This window comes from Candidatus Ichthyocystis sparus, assembly GCF_900078745.1.
Lineage (GTDB): Bacteria > Pseudomonadota > Gammaproteobacteria > Burkholderiales > 2013Ark19i > Ichthyocystis > Ichthyocystis sparus.
In genome coordinates this window covers 152,028-167,754 of record NZ_FKII01000049.1, presented here as the reverse complement: position 1 = coordinate 167,754, position 15,727 = coordinate 152,028, and the positions used below count along the sequence as shown (strand labels likewise).

The window sequence follows — 15,727 nt, the reverse complement described above, 5'->3', positions numbered from 1 at the left end:
AACGGTGCAGCGATGGCTACATTGTACTAACACTGTACGTGTTACCCCATTCTCATCATCTTTGATACTTTACGCTTTTGTGTTGCCTTGTATCACGTACATTGTAGGTTCGTGATTTGTTGTGATCTATGTAATGTATTATGTGATCCATGTAATATATTACCTGATAGATCTAAATTATTTTATAACATTTGCAGTAGTTATATTCTATACTTCTATACCGCCGTAAGTTGCATTCGTCTGAGATTGATGTGAATTTTGTGGACGGAAGTGTTAAATTTTTTTGTCCTGTGGCACCGGAGTAATTTGTAAGTACTATGTTAGGCCCCTTAGAGGGCCTTTGTCTTTATTTCGGTCACGGTTGCTCCAACCAGATGGGTTATGTTTTCCTATTTGGTACCCTATTTTTTGAGCTGCAAGGTACACTACCCCTATTAGTTTTTTCATGGCTATGTCTCTATCCAGAGTGAGGTTTTTTTCTTTAGGAAGAAACTTTCTAATTACTCCTGTGTCTCTGTCTGTGAACGATAGGTTATTTTTCTCCTTATAGTAAGATACTCCCCTGGCTATGCTTTGTTGGAAGTACTGTTTTATTGATGGTGTAGGCGAGCGCAACACTGCCGCTTTAGGGCAATAATCTATAGTTTCTTGATTTTTCAGTAAGTGATCCATGACTATTATATCATCTGCTGCTATGACTTTGTTTGGAAGGTTATAGTTAAATTTTAGCAGTTTTTTTCTGAAATAAGCTGCGAAGGCATGATAGTATACGCACAGCCTCATTGCCGCTGGAAGTAGCTTCTCTATTTCATTAATGTTGAGATTGTGCGTGGGGAAAAAGCTTTTGTAAATTTGCTTTATGTTAGGTGGGGCATCATGGCCGCATTTTTGCCTGCCATATACCATGTATGAATTTTTTGATATTAGTTTGTCAACTAATTGCTCTAATGAATAATAGTCATCCAGGATGCAGTCTTGACTTAAGTACACTACTATGTCCGATTCCTTGGTTTGAGATGCGGCCCATTGTCTAGTGAACCATGGGTCCCAGTCTTTTGCGAATATTGGGATGACTCTTGCAAAATGATCTTCTGCAATATTGATTGTTGAGTTTGTAGATTCTATATCTAGAACAACTATTTCTTTGACTTTTATGGATTGTTTCTGGATGGCCTTTAGTACTAATGACCAGGTATTACCCGCATTATGAGTGGGAATAACAACAGCGATAGATGCCATTTTTAACTGTACCTTACAATTGTCGTAAGAATAATTTTATGTAGAGGAAGGTTTGTTATCCAGATTTCCCTTTGGGTAATATCGGATTTGTTCATACATGAATACGAAGCTATGATTTTTGTTAAGTACAGGTTTTAATTAACTAAATTTGGTGAGTTCTACAGTAGGGGAATAATATGGTTAGTCATAGTGATTTATCGCCCTTTGTGGGTTTGCTCAAGCTGCAGTTAGAGAGGTCATTGCTTGCTTCATATAGGAATAGCTATTCTGTTTACAATGGCAATGATGCGGATAATTTTCCTAATGTGCACGAAATGATGAGTATGAGTAGGTTGGTTGAGTTTTTTTACAGTAATGGTGTGGTTTCTGGTGTAAGTCTTACAAGCTTATCTAAGCCCGTTTTGGGGAATTTTTGTTACGTTATTTCTCATGCACAAAGGGTGTTAGCTAATCTACCACCTCAGTCAGAATTAGCATTGATTGACCTATCCTGGTTACGTATGCAACTAGACTGTGCTTATTCGCAATTTTTTCCAGAAATTTGTGATCCCCGCGCCAACTGTGCTGTTTTCTGTTTTTCTCTTAGGGGTATAGTCCAGGCCAGTCTTATGGTAGAGAAGCTTATTTCTATGTTTAAGCGTATGAACCGTTGGTCCGTAGAGCTTATGGCTGCATGCGACAAAAAATTCCTATCCAACTCTGCGTATTGGCAATCCCACCTGTTTGGTGATATTTCTACGTGCTCACCAACTGCGGTATCTCGCAACTTGCTGATAGAATACACTAGCTTTTGGGGGTGTTTAGAGAGCCTAAGATCAGAGCTGGGGGTTTGTCCGCACATAGCGCGGGAGGAAGTGAAAAGGACCAAGCATGAAGGACTTAGACCACGCGAACTGTGCTGCCACCTTCACGTCACCGTCAAACATGTCAACAAAGTCATAAGACCACATCAAGAGCACGGGAATAAAGCCCACTAGAAAAATTTTGGCATAATTAAAAAAACAACAACACCAGCGAGGCCCCTAGAAGGCCCCGCTTTTACCTCAACAAGAATACCTGGCGTCAGACCGTGGAGGGACAGGCACAGTGGCCAGTTTGCCTGATTCACAGGGTATCAAGTTTCAAGCAATGCTATTAAACAGGTAGTATCGCCATATGTCAACAAAAATTTTGTTATTTTCTCACATTAGGATAGTGTTAGCATTGGATCGTAAATAGCCAACTATTCACAAATTAATGGTGGGGTGGCTGATGGGGCTCGAACCCACGACAACCGGAATCACAATCCGGGACTCTACCAACTGAGCTACAGCCACCAAATAACATTGGCGCGCCTGGCGAGACTCGAACTCACAACCCCCGGCTTAGAAGGCCGGTGCTCTATCCGCTTGAGCTACAGGCGCCGAAGAAACGCCGACTTGTTTTATGTTAGTCAGGCAAAACGGGTCACGCAATAATTGTCACTCTAAGCTTTTACAGAGTTTACCTTGAGCTAAATTCGATGAGTAAGATCCTATACACATAACAAGACAAGTCTCGCGAGCAGGTGGTCGGGGTGAGAGGATTCGAACCTCCGACCTTCTGATCCCAAATCAGATGCGCTACCAGGCTGCGCTACACCCCGGCCAAGGCGTCCAATCTTATTACGCTTCATCCATCTGGTCAAATATAAATGCTCAGGTGTTAAGGTTCATACAATTTTTGCTAGAGCATGCTTTTCGGGCAAAAAGACGGCACGGCTATGGTTGTGCTAGTAGTTTCGTGTATAAGATTTTGCTTTATACTTTATTTCAAAGTAGGTTCATTATTGCTAGCGCTATGTCGTACTAGCTTGTACCAACTTCATAGTATTAACCTGTACTGGTTTCCTAGTACGTAGTGTTTTGCCACCTTGACTCTATCATTTTCTTTCTTTTACCATCCGTAGGGAGTAGAATAGTACGTGGTTTACTTTGTTTGGAGCGAGGGAGTTATGCGTAATTCTTCTTTTGTGTCAACTAGGACTTTATCGGGATCTTCTGCTAGGGTCCTCAGGAATGCCTATGTTTTGCTGGCACTGACCTTGGTTCCTACCGCCATTGGTGCTTGGGTTGGTATGGCCATGAGTTGGCAGTTCTTCATGAGCAGCCCTATTTTTGCATCTATTCTTCTTATGGCCGCCTTGTTTGGCTTGAGCTACGCTATTCAGAGGAATAGCAACAGCGTTATGGGAGTTTATCTTCTTTTCGCTCTGACGTTTGTTATGGGGGTTACCCTGGGTCCGTTGTTAACATTGGCCTTGTCTCTAAGGAACGGCCCAATGTTGATTTCGTATGCTGCTATTGCTACGTCTTTTACACTGTTTGGATTGTCTACATGGATTACTTCCACCGGTAAGGATTTGTCCTCCATGGGGCGTTTTATGTTTGCAGGCTCTATAGTTCTTATAGTCGCTATTTTTGCTAATTTGTTTCTTAACATTCCTGCATTTTCTCTCGTAATAACGTCCTTGATTGCTATGTTTTCAGTTATGGGTATTGCGTATTCATTGAGTGCAGCTGTGAATGGAGGTGAAACGAATTACATAATCCTGGCTACCTCACTGTATATCAATCTATTTAACCTATTTGTAAGCTTGCTTCGCCTTTTGATTGCTTTTTCTGGCCAACGTGATTAGGTATGTCTAGTTTACTTGCCGTTTAGTCAGCAGAGTTTTGTTACTCTGCTGGTCTCTTTCTCTTGTTGTTTGAGGGGTAGTGGTTCTCTCCCAGAAGGTAAGATAGCGATGATGTGAAGTTTTGTTCTGGCTTCCATGGTGTTTCGGTGGTGATTTTTTGGTTGTCTCCTATTATATTGTGAGTATCTTCTAGCTTCTCCCTTAGTACGTCCACGTGTAGTCCCACCGTTAGTCCGGATATCTTTATCAGTTCACTTACTAAATCAAATAAGCAGGATGCCTCACCTGAAGACACATTGTATATCTCTACTTGTTCTGATTTTTTTTGTATAAGTGTTAGAAGTGCTATGGCTACGTCCTCTATTGCCAAGAAATCGTAGTAAGAGTTTAGATTTCCTACCCATATCTCCGGAGGTCTAATGCCCCATCTTATGGTATTAATTTGGCTGCAATAGTACTGAAGAGGATGTTTGCCAAGGAAGTTTGGATACGTACTTTCAAACAACCTAGCAATTGTTGCTGTAAGATTATGTTTTGAAGAGTATGATTTTATGATATTCTCACATGATATCAGACAGTTGGATTCTTTTTTTTGCTTGTCTAGTTCTGAGTTTTCTCTTACGATATTTATGCTTGCCTTGGAGTTATATATGTCTACGCTACTGCAATATAGGTAGTGCGGGTTGTAGTTGGGTGCTTCTGTAATTATTTTTAACAGCTCCTCAACCTCATCTATGTGTTTTTTGTAGTGCTCTTGGACTTGTTCTCTCCTACCCACCTCTGAAAGAGGCCGTGGAAGTCCCAGATGTATTATGTACTTTGGTTGGCTTTGTTTGATTATGGCTGTGGCCTTGGGCATGGTTTCTATGTTGCTTTGCTCTTGCCCCCATTTGAGAATACGAATATCCTTGAACCTTTGTTCGTTGGCTGATGCCGTCTGTAATGCTGTTCTAAGTTGTTGGTTTAGTCCAACTATGATGATGTCGTTGTTCATTGCTCGCTTGGTTACTGCAAATTAGCTATTCTATTAGCTAAAGATTTTTATTAGTAAAAGTATAGTTTTTTCTAAGGTTGTTTGGGGGTTTACTGCTTATGGTTGCGAGGTAGTCTCTATGCTCATGAGAAGTTTTATATGTAGGTTCTTGTTGCCTTGTCTTACTGCCGTGGCCTGGCCTGTTATGCTCTTAGCAAACGATGTAAGCAGCTTGTATGAGTTAGGATCATATCCCGTACTTGTTAATTTATCCATTATACCTGAAGAAAAATCTGGTGAAGCTGTAGAAAACTATGGAGATACTCGAGTTCGTGTTGTTGTGAAATCAGCTATTTCAGGATTGTTTCACAGAAGAGGCCTCCTTAATGATGCTCGTGATGTTTATGCCCCGTTTTGCTCTACTGTACGTATTGTCTCTTTTGTTGATGGCTTGTCTGTGGCTCCCATTTTTAGGGATAATCTTCAAACTTATCTTATGTTGGATCGCGTAAAACATGCGGAATTTTTTTACGTTGAACCATTATTTTACCCCGATCATAGTAGTGTACAGCTTGTGTTTCATTTAGCACGCGATCCATCGATAGTTTTATCTTCTCCTACTAATGTAAAGCAAAGTGGCTTGCTTTCTTTGGATCAGTACCATGCCTATGACAGAACACAGATGTGGGTTTTGCATTCTAATATCAACGAGAGCGTTTCTATTTTGTCAACTGCTGAGCCTGGGTACTCTGTTAGTACTAGGGGTAGGGATTTGGGTGGAAATTTGTTTCTTAGCTTAAATGGTGCATTGGGTTTTCAGCAAGCATGGCTGCTGGTTGATTCCAGGACCAGTGTTGATTGTACTCAGTATTTACTTAATTTGTTTGCGCAACCGTATTTTTTAGATATTCGTTGGGGTAAAATGGATAGATGGTTGAGGTTGGATTTTTATGACCGTAAGCCATTTTTAAATTGGAGACGTAAATCTGATTTTATTGATGAAACAATTCCTCAATTTGTGTTTTCATATGACGATCGCTATACAAATATTTCTTCGTTTTCTAAAAAATTGCGATTGAGCAGTGGAGATTGCTTAGTTCCAGCTTGGAGACGTGGTTCTCAGGATGTTTCTCTATATAGCTTATCTTGTGCCGATGGGCATGCTTCTGTTTGGCGATATGGATCGGAACCTGGAGAGGATTTTTCTAAAACTCAGGTTTGTGTGAAGCATCTGCGGCGTGTGTTTTGTTTAGGTGCTATGCCGGATCCTAAGGATTCTTCAGTGCATTGGTTGCGTGAAAAGGTTGATGGAAGACTTAATCCTTACACAATTTTGTACTTTGGCCATGCTTCACCACAGATGAGTCTAGGAAGTAGGGGCATAGCTCTTTTTGATCGAGATAAAACAGGTTGTTCGCATGGAAGTAGTATAGATGGTGCGATATGTCAGGTTGTTTCTAAAGGCAGCTTAGGGTGGTTTTCGGGTGATTACTACTCTAGGTATTTTATGTCAGGTGGTGGTTTGTGTATGCCAGAATATTTTATTGATGATTTTTCCCCCTGTTGAATGATGCTTGGATATTCTAGTGTAAGTTTTAGTTGTTGTTTCTTTAGTATTCGATAAGTATCCTACCAATTTGTATTTAAAGACATTACGGAATTTTTCTATCTTGTTTACGTGGATGTACATTTGTTGATGAATGACGAAGTTTTATCGGTTTGTATTGAGTCAATTGACAATAGAGGGCGAGGTGTTGGGCGTCTTAATGGTAAGACTATATTTGTAGATGGGGCTATAACGAGTGAACGTGCTTTATGTGTTCCCATTAAAAAAAGGAAATCTTACGATGAGGTACTATGCAAAAAATTAGAGACTGCTAGCCCCTATCGTCAGGAGCCACGCTGCCCTTACTATGGAGTTTGTGGTGGTTGCTCAATGCAGCATATGTCTTCGGCTCTTCAAGTTTCTTCTAAGCAACGTGCGCTTGAACAGACAATGTTACGTATAGGTAATGTTAGGCCTCGCCGCATTTCTTCTCCTGTATATGGGTTGGATTGGTTCTACCGCAACCGTGCTTCGCTTTCAGTTCGCTTTGTTGCTAAGAAAGGCCGTGTCGTTGTTGGGTTTCGTGAAAAAAATGGACGGTATGTAACTGATATGGGAAGTATGGGATCCTGTTGTGTTCTGGCTAAGCCCATATCAGATCTGTTGCCTCTTCTTCCTGACCTAGTCCATTCATTAGATGCCTATAAGAACGTGCCTGTTATTGAAGTAGCTGTGGGACACGATTTATTAGCATTGTTATTTCGCTTCATGGTTCCTTTATCTGATCATGACCATCAGATTCTTCTCGATTTTTCTAAGGAGCATGGTGTGCAATTTTGGATACAGGAGAAAAAATCTCCTGATTCAGCATATCTATTGGATCCAAATGATTCAAGAGATTTGTTTTACCGCATATCAGATTTTAATCTAGACATTAGATTTCTCCCCTACGAGTTTACTCAGGTTAACCATGTAATGAATGCTGTTCTCGTACGTTTGGCCATGATGTACCTGGATGTTTGCGATACTGACCGTATCCTTGATCTGTTTTGCGGTATAGGAAATTTTACTTTGCCTATAGCTAGATTAGGAGCAGAAGTTGCAGGCGTAGAAATTAGTGAATGTTTGGTTAAAAAAGCAATAAAGAATTCTGAATTGAATGGCTTGAGTGATTTGGCAAGATTTTTTGCTATGGATCTGTATAAAACTCCACTGAATGAGGTTTTTAACCTAGTGGGGGAATGTGACAAAATTTTGTTGGATCCTCCTAGGTCTGGAGCGTTTAGCATTTGCCAACAGCTTAACTACTACAAGCAGCCTAAGCGTATAGTTTACGTTTCCTGTCATCCAGCTTCTTTAGCACGTGATGCTGGGGTTTTGGTTCATCAGAATAACTATGTATTATCTGAAATGATGTTGTTGAATATGTTTCCTCATACATCACATGTTGAGGTGTTGTCAATTTTTGATTTGGACTCTTGATATTCTTTTCTGAGAGTCTATTACATATATGTTGTGGTTATAAAATGGATTTTCTTCAAACTGGCATTTTGGATACTATTTGTAAAATCTCAGACATTGATTTGAGAGGTAAAAGGGTTTTTATTCGTGCGGATTTTAACGTACCGCATGATAATTACCACAGGGTAACTAATGATGCCCGGATTCGCGCTGTTATCCCAACGATTCAACAAGCACTTTCTTCTGGGGCTGCAGTAATGCTTTCTTCTCATTTAGGTCAGCCAGAACCTGGTGTTAATGAAGATAAGTATTCACTAAATTCAGTGGCCCTTGTGTTGGAAAGGTTATTGGGTAGGAGTGTTGTCTTAGTTAAGAATTGGCTTGATGGAGTTGATGTTAGCACTGGGCAGGTTATAATGCTTGAAAATTGCAGGCTTAATATCGGAGAAACTTCTGATGATTTAGTTTTGGCAGAAAAGATGTCATCTTTGTTTGATGTATATGTTAACGATGCTTTTTCTGTATCACATAGACAAGAGGCAACTGTTTCGGCATTGGCTCGCTGTGCCCATGAAGCTTGCGCTGGTTTGTTAATGTTGAGGGAATTGTCAGCATTGTCCTACTTGCTTCGTTCACCTCAGCGACCAGTGGTTGCTGTTATCGGTGGCTCCAAATTAAGTACTAAGTTAAGAGCTATTCAGTCTCTGTCGCACTGGGTTGATGCTCTTATTGTTGGCGGAGGAATGGCTAATACTTTTATTTTGGCATCTGGTTACTATGTTGGGTCTTCTTTGGTCTCTGAAGATATGCTTGATCTTGCACATGCCGTTTTTAAAAATATGTCCGAACGTGGGTGTTCGTTTCCAATTCCTACTGATGTTGTGGTGACGGGGAGTATTTCCGGCGGGGAACTTGGTAGAATCAAATCTGTTAGCGATGTTGTAACAGGAGAAATGATAGTTGATATAGGACCAGATACACAGTCTATTTTTAAGAAATTTATTGATAATGCTGGTACTGTGATTTGGAATGGTCCGATGGGGGTTTTTGAATATGATGCCTTTAGTATTGGCACATGTGCTATTGCGCGTGCTATTGCTGACTCTAGGGCTCTGTCTGTCGCTGGAGGAGGGGATACCCGTGCTGCTATTTCCAAGGCTGGTGTAGATGACCTTATTGATTATATTTCTACCGGTGGTGGTTCCTTCCTGTCGCTTTTGGAGGGTAAAGGGCTACCTGGTATAACGGCTCTGATTGACAGACAGAGACGATAAAATACCAGCAACTTTTGCTAAACTGATGATTTTATGCTCAAAAAAGTAACTGTAGTCGTCTTATACTGTGCGGGTATGCTTGTACTGTGTGCAATCACAATTCTTAAGGATCTGGCCACTACTCAACGAGCTCCTCGTTAATAGCTAATACCAGAGCCTCTCGAGCTTGGCTGGCGTCTATCTTTCCAGAAAACTTTTTCATTATTTTCCCCATGAGGGCATTGATGGCCTTTATTTCACCCGCTTTTACTTGTTTTGCAATATTGATATTATCACGAATAATTTCTTTGGCAGCATCGTTTAGTGAGCTCAGTTCGTTTATTTGAGCTAGGCCGCGCTCCTCTATAATGTTGCCTATTTCTTTGTCTTGCTCTTCTATTGCATACTTGAATAGCTCGCGTCCGGACGATTGACTGAGGTTTCCATTGCTGACATTCTTTATAATCTGTGCGAGTCTGCACGGAGATATTGGTGGTTGCTCCCAAGATACGCTATGTTCGTTTATGTAGGCTTGAAGGGGCCCATTCATCCATTTTATACACTGCTGGGCTTGTATGCTGCTACATTCTTTTAGGACGCTTTCAAAATACAAGGTATGTGCTAATGATTGAGTTATGAATGTGGTCTCATCAAGATCCAAGTTATGTTCCCTAGAAAGAGTTTCTTGTACTGTCCATGGCATAGGTGGCATTGATCTTTTGACGCTGTCTATCCACTCTTGTGAGACTATTAAAGGTGGGAGGTCAGGGTCAGGCAAATATCTGTAATCTATAGCACTTTCTTTTTGTCTCATGCTAAATGTTTTGTTTTTGTTGGCATCATATAGTCTAGTTTCTTGTACTACTTTTTCTCCCTTTATGTAGGCATTGATGTGCCTGTTTGCTTCATACTCAATGGCTTTACCAAGAAAGCGAAAGGAGTTGAGGTTCTTTATTTCGCACCTAGTACTAAGTGACTTTTCTCCACTTGGACGGACCGATACGTTTGCGTCTATACGAAAAGAACCATTTTGTAAATTGCCATCACATATATTTATCCACTGAACTAGGTGGTGAATTGCTTTTGCGTACGAAACAGCTGCTATAGGTGAGTGCATGACTGGATTGGATACTATTTCTAGCAAAGGTATGCCGGCCCTATTTAAATCTATTCCGGTATGAGAATTTAAGTTTTCATGTATTGACTTTCCAGCATCTTCTTCTAGGTGTGCGTGATCTATTCCTACCGTGATAGTGTTTTTACCTACAAGTATAGCTATATGGCCACCTAGTATTATTGGGTCCCTGTCTTGAGTGATTTGGTATCCTTTTGGCAAATCAGGATAAAAATAATTTTTTCTTACAAAAATACTTCTCTTATTTATATCTGCTTGTATTGCAATTCCAAATCTTAAAGCTAGTTCTACAGCTTCTTTATTTAAGCTTGGTAGAATCCCTGGTAAACCGGCATCAACATAGCTAGCCTGAGTATTACTGCTTTTACCAAAAGCAGTTGAAGATCCTGAGAAAATTTTAGATTGTGTTTTTAGTTGAACATGAATCTCCAAGCCAATAACTATCTCCCAATCCATAGGTAATCCCCTTATCTTTAGAAAAATTGACTTGAATACTACAAAGATACATAATATCCGCTAATGGTCCGTTGTGTGCAGTCATTTTTGTAACGTATTGAAGGGTGTGGGGTGGTGCGTACCGTATTTTGCAAAAAACTTAAAAAAGAGGCCAAGGGTCTTGACTTTCCGCCGTATCCTGGTGCTGCTGGCCAGCGCATTTTTGAAAATATAAGTGAAGAAGCATGGCAGATGTGGTTGTCCCAGCAGACTATGTTAGTCAATGAGTACAGGTTGAGCTTGGCTGATCAGAGGGCTAGGGCGTATCTAATGACTCAGATGGAGAAGTATCTGTTTTCAGATGACATTGTTGATACACCTGAGGGGTACCGTCCAGTAAATACTTAGTTTTTGCTCTGTTATTTTGTTAGGCCTTTGTTGTTTCTGGTGCCTGATGTTGGTTGCTTCCTCCGTTCTTTCATATAAATACTTCTAAAGTAAGTTTATCCCAGGCACTTCTGGTTGGTGTTTTGCTATAAAAATAAATATGTTGTGCTAAGCATCCGCAACTTATACATAAGGTATGTTTTGTTGGGAATAAGTTTTTATTTAAGGATTTGTATATTAAATTTGGGCTGTATCCTATGCAGTTGCATGTGTGCTTCATACGTTGTACATGCGTTGGGTAATGGTAACATTTCTTCGGTTTAATAACATAAATGATATGCTAATTGAGCAGCAGACAGTTCTGTCTTACTAACATGGCATTTTTATTAGTATTTAATATTAGCTATTACAAAAAATTATAGCAATGCCACCGCTAATTTAGTTACTTGCATAAATAATATGATGATCATATAAGTTACCAAGAATTTTAATTAATATTAACTACAACATAGGTCCATACGATTAATTACTACGCTAACAAATAGCGCTGTTGTTTGAAAATTTTTTGAGTTGACATTGGATTATTTTGTTCGATTTATGTTAGGTACATGCTATTGTGTTTGTGCATCACGTGTATTAAACACTGAACATCACAACATAATTTTTGTTACGCTTGGTTACATTTTACATTGTATTTTTTATTAATTATGTGGCATATAATTACTATGTTATGTTATTTGAAGTGGTTTGTTTATGCCAATTAGAAATAGAGTTCCTTTTCTTGCTGGTCCTAATTCAAATTTACATACAGGGGATCGACAGCAGCCTACCTTCTTGTTTCGGAGGTTACGCGACGAGTCTGCTTCACCAAGTTGGAGAAGAATTGTTACCGGAAACCGCTTTGGTATGGCTGGTTATTCTTTAATGGCAGTGGGTGCTGGTGGGTATGTAAATGTTATTTATAGGCAGAATCACGAATACAGTGAGGACAATGAGGTTTCATATTTCATACAAACTTTTATTTCTGTTTTAATAGTTTCTATAGGGGTGCTTTTTATATCTTTTTCTGAGTTAATAGAAACTAATAAAATGAAGTTGGAAGCTGAAAGAGATCTGGGATGATAACTAGATTGTTTTTATTCGGTATTTATTTTTTGTTTGACCTTTATGGGATAAGTTAATGAGGCCTGTTGCTAGCTTTGGTGCTTACGGAGGCGACCATAATAAGGTCGCCGGTATGCGTCGTAAAAGAAGGAGGGGTGATTCTTCCTTGAGAACAACTCAAGGTGGGAATATGCTAAGTTCAATTAGGGGTAGGGGATACTGTTCCGCTATTCTTAAGTCTGGTGCTTTTATGGTTTTAGGATCACTTCTTACTGCTTTTTCTCAGTCGTGCATTATGAAAGGACTGCACCAACAACGGCGTAGATCACTGGAGAACCCTGAATCAGATAATGATCCTATCTTTGGTGAGGCAGTTATGTATTTTCTTGCCAGCTTTTTTACTATATTTATCGGTTCACAAATGCTAACTTACTCCCAGCTACTTTCAATTTCTGTTTTCTTTCCAGATCAATCTGTGATAGATAACCCAGTTGCATCAGGTCAAGGAAGACGCAATGCTCACAGGCGCTGAATTATGTGGCTTATGTAGCGGTGGTGAGAAGGCTTCATTTGCATATCCTGCACCACATATTTTCCTAGCCGCATACAGGCTAGTACCCACACTACTTGAGGTGTAATGTGTCTTTGTTGTTTGTTTTTTTTGCTACGAAATATCTCACCTAGAATTATGTCTACCGACTCCATAATCTCAACATCGGAAATAAAGCGCCTACCATTTTTAGAGTTACTGTCCCACTCCGAACAACCGCATATATGCGAAATGTGGTCGTGCAAAATTCTCAGTTGACTAAAGATTTCATCCACATATTTCTTCTTTTGTAGAGCTATTCTGGGTTTGCCTGGTAAGCTAACCCCCTTTAGAAAATCTATATTGCGAAATCTTTTCAGAGCATCACTCATGCTTATATCAATGTTTAGTATATCCTGATTGGATTTTTCTATAAAAACATGATTTTTGGCCTTCTCATCTTCAATCTGCACTATTATTTCATTTATAGCGTGCAAGTGGTTCAGGATGTCTCTGGCCTTTCTAGATAAGGATAAACTTTCATCATCAACAATGCGATTTATCTCATGACTTTTTACTATAGCAGACCGAAGCACTTCTGCTAGATTACAGTCTTCTAACTTTTCTTGGTTGTGTGTACGTATCGTGTAGTTTGCAACCGTGCCGTTGGTGGAGGGGTAGTTACCACCATCTTCTTCTATTTTTAAGTACATCACTATCCCCCTCATAGTTACAAAACATCAATATAATATGAGGGGTTAGTCATTTTTGAGGAAGGCTAATTCCAGAAATTTTTTTAAAACCGTTATTTACTATCAATGCTTATTATGTGATAGTTAGTTTGCTTGGTACGTTCTGCGATTCATCTATGTCTTATCTCAACTTTAGTTCTACTCTTCTTTTTCAACATAAGCGCTTTCCGGCACGTGTAATGAGAGTAACCACCCCTCACGGGACCTTTGAGACTCCAACGTTTATGCCAGTTGCTACACGGGCAAGTATAAATGGTCTGCAGTGTGGCGAGATAATTCAAACAGGTACAGATATAATACTAGGAGGCAACACATATCATATGATGTGTTCCCCAGGAATGGAAGTTATACGTACCTGCGGAGGTATGCACCGCTTTATGAATTGGAGCGGTCCTATGCTTACCGATAGTGGAGGTTTTCAGGTATTTAGCCTATCTAGAAGGTCCCCACGTACTTGTATAGTTAATGATGAGGGTGCGCATTTTCAGCACCCCAACACAGGGCAGATCATACGTTTGACACCCAAAACGTCAATAATGTCCCAAAAAATTATTGGCGCCGACATAATAATGGCCTTCGATGAATGCACTACACATTCCTATGATCGCAATGTCGCCATAAGAGCTATGGATCGTACGCACATATGGCTTAAGAAATCAAAGGAAATTCACGAATTTAATCCTTGTTCTGAATACGGCCACAGGCAAGCATTGTTCGGAATTATTCAGGGAGACTATTTTCGTGATTTACGTGAACAATCAACTAATTTTGTTCTTAGTATGGAAACTGACGGTATAGCAATAGGAGGAGAAATAATTGGACGTGATATGAGAGCAACTGATGAGATAATAGATTGGGTGGTTCCTAGTTTGCCACGTGATAAGTTGCGCTACACGATGGGGGTAGGGTTGGGTCCTCAGGACTTGATCTCTGTTGTACAAAGAGGTATAGACATTTTTGATTGTGTTTCCCCCACTCGTAATGCACGCCATGGATCTTTGTACCATGGTCATCCTAGAATAGAGAATGATTGGTTAAAGTTTGATACAGAAGATATTCCGGGAGGAAAATTGTTAATAAAAAAGGGAACTTATGAAAATGATGATCGCCCCATACTAGAGGGGTGCGAATGCTTTACTTGCAAGACTTACAGCAGAGCGTATCTTCGCTATCTGTTCAAAAGCAGGCAGATGCTGTATGGTGCTCTTGCTGGTATTCACAACATACGGGTTATGCAAAACGTTTGCGATCATATGAAAACAGTAATAAAACAAAATCATGCTACGACTTAATTTTAAAGTTCCCATAGTTCATCAAACGCTTCATTCTCCTCCTCTTAATATCAGCTAGGCTGTGCTTTCTGCATTCCCGCAACTCATCAACTAGCGCCTTCTTCAAGTTTTTTGACGCCTGTTCATGGTCTCTGTGAGCTCCGCCCAGAGGTTCTGGGATTACACGGTCTATTAACCGCAAAGATTTTAGTCGCTCAGCTACAATTCCAAGGCTGTTTGCTGCTACGTCTGCCTTCTTCTGATCCTTCCACAAAATGGCTGCACATCCTTCAGGAGAAATTACTGAGTATATTGAATATTGAAACATCATAATTACATCGGCTACCGATATTGCTAATGCCCCACCAGATCCACCTTCACCTATAACGGTTGTTAATATAGGAACGTTTAAATTACTCATTTCATATATGTTTTTTCCAATAGCTTCAGATTGTCCTCGTTCTTCCGCTTCAATTCCTGGATAAGCACCTGGGGTATCAACAAATGTAATTATAGGCATTGCAAAACGTTCAGCCAATTTCATTATGCGTAATGCCTTACGGTAGCCTTCTGGACGAGGCATGCCAAAATTTCTTAATAATTTCTCTTTAGTGTCACGTCCTTTTTGATGCCCTATAACTACCACTGGTCTACCAGATAAGCTAGCTAAACCACCAACTATTGACAAATCATCAGCAAATTGTCTATCTCCGTGCAATTCTTCAAATTTATCAAATATGGATGATATATAGTTAATGGTGTAAGGACGGTTTGGATGACGCGCTACTTGAGTAATTTGCCATGGTGTAAGCTTGCAGTAAATTTGTTTAGCTAAAACAGACGCTTTCTTTTCTAATCTAGCAATTTCTTCAGAAATATCAACTGCAGACTCACCTTGCATGTACCTAAGTTCGTCTATTTTTTCTTCCAATTCTAGTAATGGACGTTCAAAGTCTAGCGCTACCCATTTAGATGTAGAAGACATA

14 protein-coding genes and 3 tRNA genes are annotated in these 15,727 nt (G+C 39.9%); 9 read left to right on the top strand and 8 right to left on the bottom strand.

The genetic code is table 11. The features are described from left to right. Positions 1–315: 315 nt before the first annotated feature. Complete coding sequence (locus A6733_RS04740; RefSeq protein ID WP_092460515.1) at positions 316–1,239, bottom strand: glycosyltransferase family A protein; 924 nt, start codon at positions 1,237–1,239, stop codon at positions 316–318. Positions 1,240–1,415: 176 nt separating this feature from the next. On the opposite strand from A6733_RS04740, the gene A6733_RS04735 reads away from it, so the two are divergent. Then, complete coding sequence (locus A6733_RS04735; RefSeq protein WP_092402803.1) at positions 1,416–2,216, top strand: hypothetical protein; 801 nt, start codon at positions 1,416–1,418, stop codon at positions 2,214–2,216. A 263-nt stretch (positions 2,217–2,479) separates the two neighbouring features. Here A6733_RS04735 and A6733_RS04730 read toward each other — a convergent pair. The 3 genes from A6733_RS04730 to A6733_RS04720 form a co-directional block, all read right to left on the bottom strand. Beyond that, a tRNA-His gene (locus tag A6733_RS04730) sits at positions 2,480–2,555 on the bottom strand. Between the two features lie 10 nt (positions 2,556–2,565). Next, positions 2,566–2,642 (bottom strand) — tRNA-Arg (locus A6733_RS04725). 144 nt (positions 2,643–2,786) lie between these two features. Beyond that, a tRNA-Pro gene (locus A6733_RS04720) sits at positions 2,787–2,863 on the bottom strand. A gap of 318 nt (positions 2,864–3,181) precedes the next feature. On the opposite strand from A6733_RS04720, the gene A6733_RS04715 reads away from it, so the two are divergent. Next, the gene (locus tag A6733_RS04715) at positions 3,182–3,895 is read left to right on the top strand and encodes a Bax inhibitor-1 family protein (protein WP_092402805.1); all 714 of its coding nucleotides are present in this window, start codon (positions 3,182–3,184) and stop codon (positions 3,893–3,895) included. Between the two features lie 40 nt (positions 3,896–3,935). On the opposite strand, the gene A6733_RS04710 is transcribed toward A6733_RS04715, so the two are convergent. Further along, a complete protein-coding gene (locus A6733_RS04710) occupies positions 3,936–4,889 on the bottom strand; it encodes an NAD-dependent epimerase/dehydratase family protein (protein WP_092402807.1) in 954 nt (317 codons plus the stop codon). Between the two features lie 118 nt (positions 4,890–5,007). Here A6733_RS04710 and A6733_RS04705 point away from each other — a divergent pair, with 118 nt between their 5' ends. The 3 genes from A6733_RS04705 to A6733_RS04695 all read left to right on the top strand — a co-directional run bounded on the left by A6733_RS04705 (position 5,008) and on the right by A6733_RS04695 (position 9,149). Further along, positions 5,008–6,435, top strand: coding sequence for a hypothetical protein (locus A6733_RS04705; RefSeq protein ID WP_092402809.1), 1,428 nt, complete (start codon positions 5,008–5,010; stop codon positions 6,433–6,435). A 129-nt stretch (positions 6,436–6,564) separates the two neighbouring features. Next, positions 6,565–7,896 carry a 23S rRNA (uracil(1939)-C(5))-methyltransferase RlmD gene (gene rlmD / locus A6733_RS04700; RefSeq protein ID WP_092402811.1) on the top strand — a complete coding sequence of 444 codons (1,332 nt, stop codon included), beginning with the start codon at positions 6,565–6,567 and terminating at the stop codon, positions 7,894–7,896. A gap of 44 nt (positions 7,897–7,940) precedes the next feature. After that, positions 7,941–9,149: a phosphoglycerate kinase gene (locus A6733_RS04695; RefSeq protein WP_092402812.1), complete on the top strand. Its 1,209-nt coding sequence runs from the start codon at positions 7,941–7,943 to the stop codon at positions 9,147–9,149. Positions 9,150–9,267: 118 nt separating this feature from the next. Here A6733_RS04695 and gatB read toward each other — a convergent pair whose 3' ends face one another. After that, positions 9,268–10,719, bottom strand: a complete 1,452-nt coding sequence (gatB, locus tag A6733_RS04690) for an Asp-tRNA(Asn)/Glu-tRNA(Gln) amidotransferase subunit GatB (protein ID WP_092402813.1) — start codon at positions 10,717–10,719, stop codon at positions 9,268–9,270. Between the two features lie 111 nt (positions 10,720–10,830). Between gatB and A6733_RS04685 the strand changes: the two genes are divergently transcribed. The 3 genes from A6733_RS04685 (at position 10,831) to A6733_RS04675 (ending at position 12,721) form a co-directional block, all read left to right on the top strand. After that, positions 10,831–11,106, top strand: coding sequence for an oxidative damage protection protein (locus A6733_RS04685; protein ID WP_092411148.1), 276 nt, complete (start codon positions 10,831–10,833; stop codon positions 11,104–11,106). 732 nt (positions 11,107–11,838) lie between these two features. After that, positions 11,839–12,207, top strand: coding sequence for a hypothetical protein (locus A6733_RS04680; protein ID WP_092403548.1), 369 nt, complete (start codon positions 11,839–11,841; stop codon positions 12,205–12,207). 58 nt (positions 12,208–12,265) lie between these two features. Then, a complete protein-coding gene (locus A6733_RS04675) occupies positions 12,266–12,721 on the top strand; it encodes a hypothetical protein (RefSeq protein WP_092403549.1) in 456 nt (151 codons plus the stop codon). Here the strand turns inward: A6733_RS04675 and A6733_RS04670 are convergent. Then, positions 12,709–13,431, bottom strand: a complete 723-nt coding sequence (locus A6733_RS04670) for a hypothetical protein (protein ID WP_092403550.1) — start codon at positions 13,429–13,431, stop codon at positions 12,709–12,711. The genes A6733_RS04675 and A6733_RS04670 overlap by 13 nt on opposite strands. 155 nt (positions 13,432–13,586) lie before the next feature. On the opposite strand from A6733_RS04670, the gene tgt reads away from it, so the two are divergent. Further along, complete coding sequence (gene tgt / locus A6733_RS04665; protein ID WP_092460513.1) at positions 13,587–14,762, top strand: tRNA guanosine(34) transglycosylase Tgt; 1,176 nt, start codon at positions 13,587–13,589, stop codon at positions 14,760–14,762. Here tgt and A6733_RS04660 read toward each other — a convergent pair. Then, positions 14,752–15,726: an acetyl-CoA carboxylase carboxyltransferase subunit alpha gene (locus A6733_RS04660; RefSeq protein WP_092411149.1), complete on the bottom strand. Its 975-nt coding sequence runs from the start codon at positions 15,724–15,726 to the stop codon at positions 14,752–14,754. The genes tgt and A6733_RS04660 overlap by 11 nt on opposite strands. Position 15,727: the final 1 nt, after the last annotated feature.

Coding starts and splice junctions, on each gene's coding strand:
- A6733_RS04705 (WP_092402809.1), top strand. CDS start 5,008: ATGCTCATGAGAAGTTTTATATGTAGGTTCTTGTTGCCTTGTCTTACT.
- rlmD (WP_092402811.1), top strand. CDS start 6,565: ATGAATGACGAAGTTTTATCGGTTTGTATTGAGTCAATTGACAATAGA.
- A6733_RS04680 (WP_092403548.1), top strand. CDS start 11,839: ATGCCAATTAGAAATAGAGTTCCTTTTCTTGCTGGTCCTAATTCAAAT.
- tgt (WP_092460513.1), top strand. CDS start 13,587: ATGTCTTATCTCAACTTTAGTTCTACTCTTCTTTTTCAACATAAGCGC.
- A6733_RS04660 (WP_092411149.1), bottom strand. CDS start 15,726: ATGTCTTCTACATCTAAATGGGTAGCGCTAGACTTTGAACGTCCATTA.
- gatB (WP_092402813.1), bottom strand. CDS start 10,719: ATGGATTGGGAGATAGTTATTGGCTTGGAGATTCATGTTCAACTAAAA.
- A6733_RS04695 (WP_092402812.1), top strand. CDS start 7,941: ATGGATTTTCTTCAAACTGGCATTTTGGATACTATTTGTAAAATCTCA.
- A6733_RS04670 (WP_092403550.1), bottom strand. CDS start 13,431: ATGTACTTAAAAATAGAAGAAGATGGTGGTAACTACCCCTCCACCAAC.
- A6733_RS04735 (WP_092402803.1), top strand. CDS start 1,416: ATGGTTAGTCATAGTGATTTATCGCCCTTTGTGGGTTTGCTCAAGCTG.
- A6733_RS04710 (WP_092402807.1), bottom strand. CDS start 4,889: ATGAACAACGACATCATCATAGTTGGACTAAACCAACAACTTAGAACA.
- A6733_RS04740 (WP_092460515.1), bottom strand. CDS start 1,239: ATGGCATCTATCGCTGTTGTTATTCCCACTCATAATGCGGGTAATACC.
- A6733_RS04675 (WP_092403549.1), top strand. CDS start 12,266: ATGAGGCCTGTTGCTAGCTTTGGTGCTTACGGAGGCGACCATAATAAG.